Below are 11,811 nucleotides of genomic sequence, written 5' to 3'. Positions count from 1 at the left end.
CCCTCTCCCCGGAGGGGAGAGGGAGCTAAGAGCGCGTCAGAGCAGCAGGCGGCGGATGTCGCCCAGCTGCTGTGCGAGGTAGGTGGCGAAGCGCGCGGCGAGCGCGCCGTCGATCACGCGGTGGTCGTAGCTCAGCGACAGCGGCAGGATCAGGCGGGGGGCGAATTCCTTGCCGTTCCACACCGGCTTCATGGACGCCTTGGACACGCCAAGAATGGCCACTTCCGGTGCGTTGACGATCGGCGTGAACGAGGTGCCGCCGATACCGCCCAGCGAGGAGATCGAGAAGCAGCCGCCCGACATGTCGTTCGGACCCAGCTTCTTGTCGCGCGCCTTCTTGGAGATCTCGCCCAGTTCGGTGGCCAGATCCAGCAGGCCCTTCTTGTCGCAGTCGCGGATCACCGGCACTACCAGGCCATCGGGCGTGTCCACCGCGATGCCGATGTGGAAGTACTTCTTCAGGGTCAGCTTCTCGCCCGACACATCCAGCGAGGAGTTGAACTGCGGGAATTTCTTCAGCGCGGCAACCACGGCCTTGATCTGGAACACCAGCGGGGTGATCTTCAGATCCTTGTTTTCTTCGCCAAGCTTCTTGCGGAAGGCTTCCAGCTCGGTGATGTCGGCGTCTTCGTGCTGGGTGACGTGCGGAATCATCGCCCAGTTGCGCGCCAGGTTGGCGCCGGAGATCTTCTGGATGCGCGACAGCGGCTTCTCTTCGATCTCGCCGAACTTGCTGAAGTCGACCTTCGGCCACGGCAACAGGTTGAGACCGCCGCCTGCGGCGACCGGTGCACCGGTGGGACGTGCGCCCGACGCCAGTGCGTGCTTCACGTAACCGGTGATGTCTTCGCGCTGGATGCGGCCGCTGCGGCCGGTGCCCTTCACCTGGCGCACGTCCACGCCCAGCTCGCGCGCAAAAGCGCGGATGGCGGGGCTGGCGTACGGGGCGTCACCCGGCATCACGATGCCGGCATCGAACGGCGGACGCGCGGTGGGGGCCACGTCGCCTTCGGGCGCATTGCCCGGCAGCACGCTGCGGCCACCGACGGGCTCAGGCTTTTCTTCGACCGTCGGCGCGGCGACCTTGGCGGCAGCCGGTGCGGGAGCGGGAGCCGGTGCGGGCGCAGCGGCGCCACCGGCAGCTTCCACGAGGGCGATCACGCTGCCTTCGGACAGCTCGTCGCCGATCTTGACCTTGATCTCCTTCACCACACCCGCGAACGGGGCCGGCACTTCCATGGTGGCCTTGTCCGATTCCAGCGTGATCAGGCCCTGGTCCTTGGTGATGGTGTCGCCCACCTTCACCAGGATCTCGATCACCGGCACGTCGTCGCTGCCGATATCGGGCACCTTCACTTCCTGCACGCCACCACCGCCGGCGGGAGCCGCAGCAGGTGCCGGTGCGGGGGCAGCCGGCGCAGGGGCCGGCGCAGCAGCGACCTTGGCGGGCGCTTCGGCCTTGGCCGGCGCGGCAGCCTGCTGGGGAGCAGGCGCGGCAGCCTCACCGTCGGCTTCGATGATGGCGATCAGGGCGCCCTCGGACACCTCGTCGCCCACCTTCAGCTTGATTTCCTTCACCGTGCCCGCGAACGGGGCCGGCACTTCCATGGTCGCCTTGTCCGATTCCAGCGTGACCAGGCCTTGTTCCTTGGCGACCTTGTCACCGGGTTTCACCAGCACTTCGATCACCGGCACGTTCTCGCTGCCGATATCGGGAACGCGTGCTTCTTTAAGGTCGGCCATGGTTGCTCCTACGGATGGCGATGGCGAGCCGGCGGGGATGACGGCCGCGTAAGGTTTTCAATGATAGCGAACGAGACCGCGTTCTGGACGCTTTTGGATCGTTTGAAGGCACCATTCGCATACGTATGCAAGACTTTGGTCTAGCTATTTCGGGCCTGCCGCAACGACGATCCCAGTCGCAGCATTCCACTTCGTCAGGTGGTCTGCTCCGACGGGCGTCCTTGCAGCAATACCAGCTGCTGCTGGGGCGCCCCGAGGCTGATGCCTTCCGCTTCGAATCGATCCTTCAGCGCGCGCAGCAGATCGGTCTGCGCACCCCAGCCATCGGCGCTCTTGGTATAGGCGCGCAGCACCAGCATCACGCCGCTGTCGCTGAGGCTCTCGGTCCACACGCCCGGCGCAGGATCTTTCAGGATGCGCGCATCGGCGTCGAACAGCCCGCGGATCAGCTCCATCGCCTTGCCGAGATCGTCCTTGTATCCCACGCGCACTTTCAACTCGAAGCGACGGGTGCCGCGTCGGTTGAAATTGATGATGGCGTCGGAGCCGATCTTGGCATTGGGCACGACCGCCTCGCGGTTGTCGGGCATGGTCAGCATGGTGTGCATCAGGCTCACCGCTTCCACCGTGCCTTCCACGCCGCCGGCCTGGATGTAATCGCCCACCCGGAACGGGCGAAACACGATCAACAGCACGCCCCAGGCCAGATTGCTCAGCGAACCCTGCAAGGCCAGGCCAATGGCCAGACCGCCCGCGCCCAGCGCAGCCACCAGCGGCGCCGAGGGCACGCCGGCCTGCTGCAGCGCCATCACGATCAACATCGCAATCAGCACGCCATAGATCAGGTTGCGCAAAAAACCGCTGAGCGTCACGTCCACATTCGCGCGATGCATGGCGCGCTGGGCGATGTTGGCCACGCGCGCGGCCAGCCATACGCCGATCAGCAGCAGCAAGATAGCCAGGCCGATATTGATAAGCACCGAAATGGTGGCTTCGGAAAGGGGCAGACGGGCCAGAAGATCGTGCATGAGTGGCGGCGCTCTCAACGAAAAAACCCCGAGAGACTACCAGCGCAACAATCAAGGTTCTGTTTCGCCCACGAAAAATGACCGCATCGACAGCACCGACGCGGTCCAATGTCTGGCAGGGGAGCCCTGACGAAGGATCAGTGCGCGGATTCGCCTCCGCCGGCGCGGGCACTGTCCGTGGCTGTCATCAGCTTCTTGTTGTGTTCTTTTTTGTCGTAGGCCAGCAGTTGCAGCCGTGAGCCGTCCTGCAGGCGGAATTGGAACTGGTGCTGCAGCGCGTCCAGCGAACTGAGTTTCGGACACAGCGCGTCGGCGTGCTTGTCCAGCATGTCGGCGCGCTTGTTCACTTCGCGGTCGATGCTCTTATCCAGCGACTCGGCCCGCGCCTGCAGCGCTGCCACCTTGCTCTGGTCACCGGATAGCGCCGCCGAGACGGCCTCACCAGCCACCTTGGAAACCAGATCGGAAATGGAATTCTCGACGCTTTTTTCGACGATCTCGTCCATGTCGTCGGACTTCCACACGCCTTTGCCCAGCCCGGCGTCGACGCGGGCCAGGGCCAGACCGCGGTTTTCATCCAGGCGGCCCAGCATGTGCCGGCGCTCGTCGTCGTTCTGCGCGAAGGTCATCAGCACGGTGCGCATGGCGGCAAATCCGATGTTGACGCCCTCGCGTGCGATATCCGCGACTTCCGGCAATAGCAGCCGTACTTGCTGCTCGTAGTCGCGCAGACGTGCGGCATCTTCATCGCTCACCGACACGTCGCGGCCATCCACGCGTAAATGGCCGTCATGCATGAACACGTCGACGGGCTTGCCGTCGTCGCGGTGAAAACCGATGCCGCTCGGCATGACCTGCACATCGTAGGCCGTCGAATAGCCGCAATGACCGTCATGCACGTCCAGCTCATGTGCATGCACCGAACCGCCCAGTGCCAGTCCCGCCGCCAGCGCGCAAGCCATCATGGTGGTACGCATGTCGTTCCCCTTCCGTGTGCCACATGCCGTGGGCCTCGATTGCCACGATGCAGCACGGCATGAGTGCGGGCATGGGCTTGAGGTCATGCCGTGCCACCAGTCACCCGAGACTTCTGGGCTATCGGGACTTCCGGGCTATGACGCAGCGCGCATAGGAATGCGCCGACAGGCACGCTAAGTTCCCAAGACGCAAATCGCCACGGGGAGGCGGGGGATGCGGGAAGGGTGCGATGTGGTCGTGGTGGGAGCCGGCCTCGCCGGGCTGGTGGCCGCCACGGAGCTGGCCGATGCCGGCAAGCGCGTGCTGGTGCTCGAGCAGGAACCGGAACAAAGCCTGGGGGGACAGGCGTTCTGGTCGTTCGGGGGGCTGTTTTTCGTCGACTCGCCGGAACAGCGGCGCATGGGCGTGCGCGATTCGCATGCACTTGCGCTGGCCGACTGGATGGGCACGGCGGCCTTCGATCGCCCCGAGGACCTCTGGCCGCGCCGCTGGGCGCAAGCCTATGTGGACTTTGCCGCCGGCGAAAAGCGCGCCTGGCTGCACGCCATGGGCATGCGCTGGTTTCCGGTGGTGGGCTGGGCCGAGCGCGGCGGACACGGTTCGGTTGGCCACGGCAATTCGGTGCCGCGTTTCCACGTCACCTGGGGTACCGGCCCCGGCGTGATCGAACCGTTCGTGCGGCGCGCCCGCGAAGCACAGGCCAAAGGCTTGCTGCAATTTGGCTTCCGCCATCGCGTGGATGAATTGATCGTGGAAGGCGGCGCCGTCGTGGGCGTGCGCGGCAAGGTGTTGGCGGCCGACGGCATGGCGCGCGGCAAGCCCAGTTCGCGCGACGTGCTGCATGATTTCGAACAGCGCGCGCAGGCGGTGATCGTGGCGTCGGGCGGCATCGGCGGCAACCACGCGCTGGTGCGGCGCAACTGGCCGGAACGTCTCGGCCCGCCACCCGCGCACATGCTGTGCGGCGTGCCCGCGCACGTGGACGGCCGCATGCTCGGCATCAGCGAAAGCGCCGGCGCGCGGCTGATCAATCGCGATCGCATGTGGCACTACGTGGAAGGCATCGAGAACTGGAATCCGATCTGGCCCAAGCACGCGATCCGCATCCTGCCGGGACCTTCGTCGTTCTGGTTCGACGCCGCCGGCAACCGCCTGCCCGGACCGCTGTGGCCAGGCTTCGACACGCTGGGCACGCTGGAGCATCTGCGTCGCACCGGCCACGACTACAGCTGGTTCATCCTCGACCAGCAGATCATCCGTCGCGAATTTGCCTTGTCGGGCTCGGAGCAGAATCCCGATCTCACCGGCAAGAGCTGGCGACAAGTCGCCAAGCGCGCGGTCGGCAAGGGCGCACCTGCACCGGTGGAAGCGTTCAAGCAGCACGGCCGCGACTTCATCGTGCGCGACACGCTGGAAGAACTCGTCGCCGGCATGAATGCGCTCGCCGGCAACACGCTGCTCGACCTGGCGCATATCCGCCAGGAGATCGAGGCGCGCGATCGCCAGTTCGACAATCCGTACACGAAGGACGGCCAGGTGATGGCCATCCACAACGCGCGTCGCTATCGCGGCGACAAGCTGGTACGCGTGGCCAAGCCGCATCGCCTGCTGGATCCGGCGAACGGCCCGCTGATCGCGGTGCGTTTGAACATCCTCACGCGCAAGACGCTGGGTGGTCTGGAAACCGATCTGGATGCGCGCGTGCTCGGCCAGGATGGCCAGCCGATGCCAGGGCTTTACGCCGTGGGCGAAGCGGCAGGCTTCGGCGGTGGCGGTCTGCATGGCTATCGCGCACTGGAAGGCAGCTTCCTCGGCGGCTGCCTGTTTTCCGGACGCATCGCCGGTCGCGCCGCCGCCAAGGCTATCGCATGAGCGTGCATGCCCTGCCCCGCATCGCCATCTACGGCGCAGGCAGCGTGGGCGGCTACCTCGGCGCCCGGCTGCACGACAATGCCCGTATCACCTGCATCGGCCGCCGCCGCGTGATCGACGCCTGGCGCATCCACGGCCTGGACTGGAGCGACCTGCTCGGCGGCCATGAACACGTCGCCGCGCGCGATGTGGAGCTGCAGGTCAATCCCTTCGCTGCGGCGAAAGCGCACCTGGTACTGGTGACCGTGAAGTCGTCGGCCACTGAAACGGTGGCGCGTGAGCTGGCGGAAGTGATTGCTCCCGGCGTGCCGGTGGTGAGCTTCCAGAATGGCCTGCACAACGCCGCCATCCTGCGCGATGCCCTGCCCGGCCATCCGGTGTTGGCCGGGATGGTCCCGTTCAACGTGCTGCAACGCATACCCGGCGATTTCCACCAGGGTTCCGGCGGCGAGCTGATGGTGGAGGCGCACGAAGCGCTGGCTGCGTTTCTGCCCGTGTTCGAAGCATCGGGCCTGCCGCTGTTGGCGCGCAGCGATATGCCCGCGGTGTTGTCCGCCAAGCTCCTGCTCAACCTCAACAACGCACTGAACGCGCTGTCCAACCTGCCCTTGAAGGAACAACTCTCCCAGCGCGACTGGCGTCGTTGCCTGGCGCTGGCCCAACGCGAAGCGCTGACGGTGTTCGATGCCGCAGACATGCATCCAGCCAAACTCACGCCCTTGCCGCCAGCCTGGTTGCCGCGCGTGCTGGAGATGCCGGACAGCTGGTTCCGCCGGCTCGCCTCGCGCCTGCTGGCGATCGACCCGGTGGCGCGTTCGTCGATGTGGGAAGACCTTGAACGTGGCCGCTCCACCGAGGTCGACGCCATCAACGGCGAAGTGGTGCGGCTGGCCGCGGCGCACGGTGTCGCCGCACCGGTGAATGCGCGACTGGTCGAGCTGGTGCATCAGGTCGAACAGGCGCGGCGTGCATGGACGGCGCAGGAATTGCTCGACGATTTGCGCAGCCGCGCGGTGACGTAAGCGCGTTACTCCTGCGCTTCAGCGGCGTAAAGCTCACGCCGCAGATTGCGCAGCGAGATGGTTTCCCACAGCGCGACGCCGACCAGCAGCAGCGTGGTCGCCGTCGCCAGCGCCACTACTGGCAGCGCATGCGCTGGCCACGCCAGGGCCGCCAGCAAGCCCAGCCCCACCAGATGGGACAGTGGAAAATTGGTGTTGTTGACGGTTTTCTTGAACAGCGCATTGCCCAGCAGATAAAGCGCCGGGCCGCCCAGCAACACGGCGATCTGCGCCGTTTGCGCCGTGGCGAGGGGATGCGCCAGGCTCAGCTCGTCGCCAACCGCGCAAGCCACGATGCCGGCCACGATCAACAGGTGCAGATAGGTATAGCCCAGCCGCGCCGTGCGTCCCGGATCGGTCGATTGGATGATCGAGCGGCTGCCGCGCTCCACGCCGAGGTCGAAGTAAATCCACCACATCGCCACGCAGCCGACGAACGCCATGATGAAGGCAAACCACAGGTCGGCCGTGCGCGTGCCTTCCGCGAACGTGCTGCCCATCACCACCACGGATTCGCCCAGCGCGATCATCACGAACAGACTGCAACGCTCGGCGATATGGCCGCCTTCCACGTCCCATTCGCGCGTGTAGGATCGCCCTAGCCCCGGTACGTAGAAATACGCCGCCGGTCCCACGTACTCGATACCCAACGCGACGGCCCACCAGGCCAGCCGCGCCTGGTCCGAGGCCAGGCCGCCCATCACCCACAGCACACCCGCCACCGCGAACCACAGCGTGATGCGATAGAAGTTCAGGCGTGCCGCCGGTGTCGACACTCGCAACGCCCAGACCATGAAGAGCGAGCGCCCCACCTGCATCGAGGCGTAGGCGCAGGCGAACATCAGGCCGTGGCCGTCGAACGCCTCGGGCAGCGCCACCGACAGCAATAGACCCGCGAACATCAGCGCCAGCACCAGCAGGCGCACGGCGAAGCGATCGGGGTCAAGCCAGTTGGTGACCCAGCCAGTGAAGATCCATACCCACCAGACCGACAGAAACAGCAGCAACACGTGCACGGCGCCCAGCACGCTCAAGTCGCGCAGCAGCGTGTGCGACAACTGCGTGACGGCATAGACAAACACCAGATCGAAGAACAGCTCGATATTGGTGACCTTGCCGTGCGTGCCCGGCTGGTGCGGGCGCAGCAGGCTTGGCGAGCGGCGTTGTGCCGATGCAGACGTTTCGGACATGACGCAATCTCCCTTCCCTCGCGCCAGTTATCGCATGAGCGGCGGCCGCGCCGCCATCTCACTCAGTGGCCATCGTCGCGGATCGCGCTGACCTTGCCGTCGGCTACCACGATGGTGACGACGCGACTGCCCTGCCGGTACTGCCATTGCTCACCGCCCGACGATGTCGATCGACCGCCGTGTCTGCGGCTGCGTCGGCTGCCCCGGTGACTGCTCGAAGACGAGGCGGCATGCGAGCGGTACGACGGCTTGCCCAGCAGTTCCAGGACCCGCGTGGCGGAGTCGCCCACCACCAGCACTTGGCTGCCGACGCGCAAGGTTCCGCTGCCTGCGTGAGCCGCGCACGCGAATAACAGGACACTCAGACACATGGTTCGACGCATCGCTCGTCCCTCTCCGTGTGCACGTGGCACGGAGAGTCACCTTAGCGATGCGATATCCGATCACGGCATGGGTTTACGGCCGCGGCTTGCTGTCGGCAGGCATCGCCTGCTGTCGTCGTTCACGTCGATGGCGCATCGCTCAGCGCGAGCGGTCGGCGATGTCCGACACCTTGCCATTGAGGATGGTGATGATGACGACGCGTCCGTCATCGCGCATGTACTGCCAGCGCTCGCCCTGGTAGCCGCCGAAGTCGCTTTGCACCGGCTCCTTGAAATCCGGCTTGCCCATCAGCTGCATGGCGCGCACCGCACTGTCGCCGACGGTCAGCACCTCGCTGCCCACGCGATAGGTATTGGCTGCCGTGGCGCTTGCGCTCAACAGCAACAGGGCAATGAACAGATAGCGGCGCATGATCAACTCCGTGTCGTCGGTGACGCTCAGAAACCTGATCCCGGTGTCGCAAGATACGCCAGCTCTTCAGGCGTATCGAGGCGGCCAAGGACGGCGTTGCGGTGGGGAAACCGCCCGAACCGTGCTATCACATCGTGGTGGCGGCGCGCGTAATCAAGGAAGTTCTGGAAACGCGGGCGCTCGGACACTGGTTGACCGGCCACCAGCCGTTCGAACAAGTGCACACAGTGCATCTGCAATACCGGGCTCTCGGCATGTTCGAGCGGCATATAGGCAAAGACGCGCTGCATCGGCGTCAGCCGCTGGTCGTCGCCGCGCGCGATGCCATCGAGCGCAAGCACTTGCGTCATGGGATCGGCCGACCACGCGCGGGCGTCGTCGCGATAGAGATTGCGACTGAACTGATCGCGCACGATCAGCAGGGCCAGCCAGCCCTCGGGCGTTTGCGCCCAGTGATCGAGATCGCCGCGCCGGGCCGCGTCCAGCGTGTCGCCAAAGCGCTGGCGAATGGCCGCGTCGAAAGCGTCGTCGCGCTCATACCAGTGCGCCTGCGAATCTTCGGCGAACCAGAAATCCAACACGTCCGTGGGGGTCGGCACGCGCGCTCCTTACGATGGGCGACCGGTCAACCGTGGGTGGTACCGGCCAGGCAGTGCATATCCTTATGGATGCCGTGCAGGCGCGACAACTGGACTCTCAGCACGCGCGCCGATTCGTCCGAGGCCAGCGCCATCTGCTGCTCGAAACTCCTCAGCAGAGCGCACTCGTGGCGGGCCAGATAGTGGACCCAGGCCGAATCGCGGTTGGAGGCCATGCCGGTGACCATGTCAGCCAGCGCCCCGCGCACGGCGCCAGGCAGCGTGCCGTGCCTGGCCGGTGTGCGGCCCGCGGCATGCATCTGTGCCTGCAGGTCGCCGATCAGGGCGTCCAGGGTGTGCAGGTTCTCGGCCAGCAAAGCCTGCAGTCCCGGTTCACGAACCTGGACCAGGGCCCTGCGGTACAGGTCCCGGTCATCGATGCCACGCCGGATAAGGGCGTTGTATTGCGGTGCACGCGACACGAAGTCGCCTCCTGCTGAGCTAAAAGCGAATGCAGGCGCCATCCTCGTCCTTCGCCACTTAGCGTAGGGTTAATCTGAGGCTTCGTGAGAACCCTCGCTCAGCCGGGGTTTTACTGACCCACGTCCAGCAAGTTCAGGGGTTGGCCGCCGGTACCGCGGATGCCCTGCTGCAGCTCGGCCAGCCGCTGGACTGCCGGGCACAAGGCCTGGACCTGCGGCCCCAGGGCCTGCATGCGCTGCTCCAGACGGGGGCGCAGCTGGGTGGTGAGGTCGCCGGCCGTATCGCGCAGGTTGGCCGCCGCCTGCAGATCGCCGGTCATGGCGGCATTCATGGCCTGCTGGCCGAGATCATTGGCCAGCAAGGGCATCAGGTCAGAGGCCAGCTGGTTGGCGTATTGGTCGGCCAGGTTGCCCTGCCAGTCGTGGGTACTGTTGCTGGCCGCCAGGCGCTGTTTGAGCTCTGCCGCGCGGGACGCCACGCGGCGGTCGAGTTCTGCCCGTGTCGCGGGGTCCAGCGAGAGGCGGGTGCCCTCGTCGTGCATGGCGGCCGCGAGCATGTCCACGCCATTGGCTGCCACCGCCTTGGCGCGAGGCGCCAGGGCTCGTAACTCACGCTCGAACAAGGCCAGGCGGTCCTGCTCGTCCGCACGCAGGGCGACCTTGCTGCCATCGGTGCGCAGACTGCCATCGCGCAGTTCCACCTGGCGTGGCAAGGGTTGCGAGCGATCGAACAAGAGACGATCGGGCGCAATCGTCAGGTCGTAACTGCTGGTGGCGTGGCAGGTGGTCGCCAGGTCCTGCGCGTGCAAGGCCACGCTGGCCAGCGAGAGGGTGGCGAGGAGGGACAGGCGGCGCAGGAACATGGGAGGGCCCGGAGCAAACGATGCCGCAGCGATAACCCGCGCCGCGGCAACCGGACCTGAACCGAACGTGCTCAGCGTCGCGAGCGGAACTGGGCACGCACCGACGGGCGCCCCAGCCACCAGGCCAGCCACAGCAATACCGGCACACCTACGAACTTGATCCCCACTGCCATCAGAAATGACCGGCGCATATGCGCCATCGCCATCTGCGAGGCGGTATCGAGCGAGTCCTGGGCATTGGTCAACGCCACCGCCTGGCTGAAGTCGCGCCACTGCAGGAACAGCATCAGCCCACCCACCAGGCCCCAGCCCACCGCCAGCAGCACACTGGCCAGCTGCAGCGAAGGCCGCGCCCAGCCCTGGCGAAGAATCGCCCCCGCGCAGATCACCACCAGCGCCAGCGCTGCGACGAAATACAGCACATCCCAGGCCAGCATCTTGTGCAGCTGCAAGATGTCGCCCGTATTGGACGCGGGCAGCGGCTGCAGCACACGCCACAACTGGGTGGCATGCAACGCGTACTGCATGCAGCCATAGGCCGCCAGCAGCAGGATCAGCCAGGTCACGATGCGCCACAGCGCGAAGCCGTCGCGGCGGGTTTCGCTACGCAGCATCAACGGCATCAGGAAGACGCCTTCATCGATGCGAGATCGGCCAGCACCTGGGCCGAATTCTTCTCCGGATCCACATCCTCATAGACCTTGGCAACTCTGCCCTGCGGGTCGATCAGGAAGGTGGTGCGGCGCGCGTACTTGAAGCCCATTTTGGAAGCGAGCACGCCATAGGCCTGCGCGGTCTTGCTGTCGGCATCGGACAGCAAGGGGAACGGCACGTGGTACTTGGCGGCGAAGTCCGCGTGCGATTTCACATCGTCCAGGCTCACGCCCAGCACGTCGGCACCCTGCTGGCGCAGCTTGGCAACATCGTCGCGGAACGCGCAGACCTCGGTGGTGCAACCGGGCGTGAAGTCCTTCGGATAGAAGTACAGCACCACCCAACGCCCCTGATGATCGGCCGGCGTATGCCACTTGCCGTTCTGGTCCTGCAGGTGGAAATCAGGCGCTTTCTGGCCGATCTGCGGCAGCGTGGCGGCGGGCGCGTCGGCATAGGCCGGAGCCAGCAGGCCCAGCAGCAGACTCAACATCAACAGGAACGAGAGGCGAGGCATCGGGACACTCCGAAAGAATTCCGGGCCAGTTTACGCGCAGCAAAACAAAGGGC

General features: G+C 65.8%; 13 protein-coding genes. 2 read left to right on the top strand and 11 right to left on the bottom strand.

Going from position 1 to position 11,811, the window contains the following annotated elements; genetic code table 11:
* Positions 1-36 precede the first annotated feature (36 nt).
* The 3 genes from aceF to AC1DE1_RS19190 all read right to left on the bottom strand — a co-directional run bounded on the left by aceF (position 37) and on the right by AC1DE1_RS19190 (position 3,748).
* A complete protein-coding gene (gene aceF / locus AC1DE1_RS19200; protein WP_477175083.1) occupies positions 37-1,743 on the bottom strand; it encodes a dihydrolipoyllysine-residue acetyltransferase in 1,707 nt (568 codons plus the stop codon).
* A 194-nt stretch (positions 1,744-1,937) separates the two neighbouring features.
* Positions 1,938-2,771, bottom strand: a complete 834-nt coding sequence (locus AC1DE1_RS19195; RefSeq protein ID WP_477175084.1) for a mechanosensitive ion channel family protein — start codon at positions 2,769-2,771, stop codon at positions 1,938-1,940.
* Positions 2,772-2,908: 137 nt separating this feature from the next.
* Complete coding sequence (locus tag AC1DE1_RS19190; RefSeq protein ID WP_477175085.1) at positions 2,909-3,748, bottom strand: DUF2884 family protein; 840 nt, start codon at positions 3,746-3,748, stop codon at positions 2,909-2,911.
* A 214-nt stretch (positions 3,749-3,962) separates the two neighbouring features.
* Between AC1DE1_RS19190 and AC1DE1_RS19185 the strand changes: the two genes are divergently transcribed.
* Positions 3,963-5,621: an FAD-binding dehydrogenase gene (locus AC1DE1_RS19185; protein WP_477175086.1), complete on the top strand. Its 1,659-nt coding sequence runs from the start codon at positions 3,963-3,965 to the stop codon at positions 5,619-5,621.
* A complete protein-coding gene (locus tag AC1DE1_RS19180; protein WP_477175087.1) occupies positions 5,618-6,643 on the top strand; it encodes a 2-dehydropantoate 2-reductase in 1,026 nt (341 codons plus the stop codon). The genes AC1DE1_RS19185 and AC1DE1_RS19180 overlap by 4 nt, the downstream gene beginning before the upstream one ends.
* Before the next feature lie 5 nt (positions 6,644-6,648).
* Here AC1DE1_RS19180 and AC1DE1_RS19175 read toward each other — a convergent pair whose 3' ends face one another.
* From AC1DE1_RS19175 to AC1DE1_RS19140, 8 genes are all read right to left on the bottom strand, one after another.
* Complete coding sequence (locus AC1DE1_RS19175) at positions 6,649-7,872, bottom strand: low temperature requirement protein A (RefSeq protein WP_441605387.1); 1,224 nt, start codon at positions 7,870-7,872, stop codon at positions 6,649-6,651.
* A gap of 62 nt (positions 7,873-7,934) precedes the next feature.
* Positions 7,935-8,189: a DUF2845 domain-containing protein gene (locus AC1DE1_RS19170; protein ID WP_477175088.1), complete on the bottom strand. Its 255-nt coding sequence runs from the start codon at positions 8,187-8,189 to the stop codon at positions 7,935-7,937.
* A 205-nt stretch (positions 8,190-8,394) separates the two neighbouring features.
* Positions 8,395-8,667 carry a DUF2845 domain-containing protein gene (locus AC1DE1_RS19165; protein ID WP_441605385.1) on the bottom strand — a complete coding sequence of 91 codons (273 nt, stop codon included), beginning with the start codon at positions 8,665-8,667 and terminating at the stop codon, positions 8,395-8,397.
* Positions 8,668-8,693: 26 nt separating this feature from the next.
* A complete protein-coding gene (locus AC1DE1_RS19160; RefSeq protein ID WP_477175089.1) occupies positions 8,694-9,266 on the bottom strand; it encodes a DUF924 family protein in 573 nt (190 codons plus the stop codon).
* A 26-nt stretch (positions 9,267-9,292) separates the two neighbouring features.
* Complete coding sequence (locus AC1DE1_RS19155) at positions 9,293-9,727, bottom strand: DUF2383 domain-containing protein (protein ID WP_441605383.1); 435 nt, start codon at positions 9,725-9,727, stop codon at positions 9,293-9,295.
* A gap of 110 nt (positions 9,728-9,837) precedes the next feature.
* Entirely contained in the window at positions 9,838-10,590 is a 753-nt protein-coding gene (locus AC1DE1_RS19150; RefSeq protein ID WP_441605382.1) for a DUF2884 family protein, read from the bottom strand.
* Between the two features lie 71 nt (positions 10,591-10,661).
* A complete protein-coding gene (locus AC1DE1_RS19145; protein WP_441611491.1) occupies positions 10,662-11,213 on the bottom strand; it encodes a hypothetical protein in 552 nt (183 codons plus the stop codon).
* Positions 11,213-11,758, bottom strand: a complete 546-nt coding sequence (locus AC1DE1_RS19140) for a peroxiredoxin (RefSeq protein WP_477179263.1) — start codon at positions 11,756-11,758, stop codon at positions 11,213-11,215. The genes AC1DE1_RS19145 and AC1DE1_RS19140 overlap by 1 nt, the downstream gene beginning before the upstream one ends.
* Positions 11,759-11,811: the final 53 nt, after the last annotated feature.

Source organism: Dyella sp. 05T440, from assembly GCF_056395965.1.
Note: the sequence above shows the minus strand (reverse complement) of the source record. Positions and strands in the feature narration are given on the sequence as shown.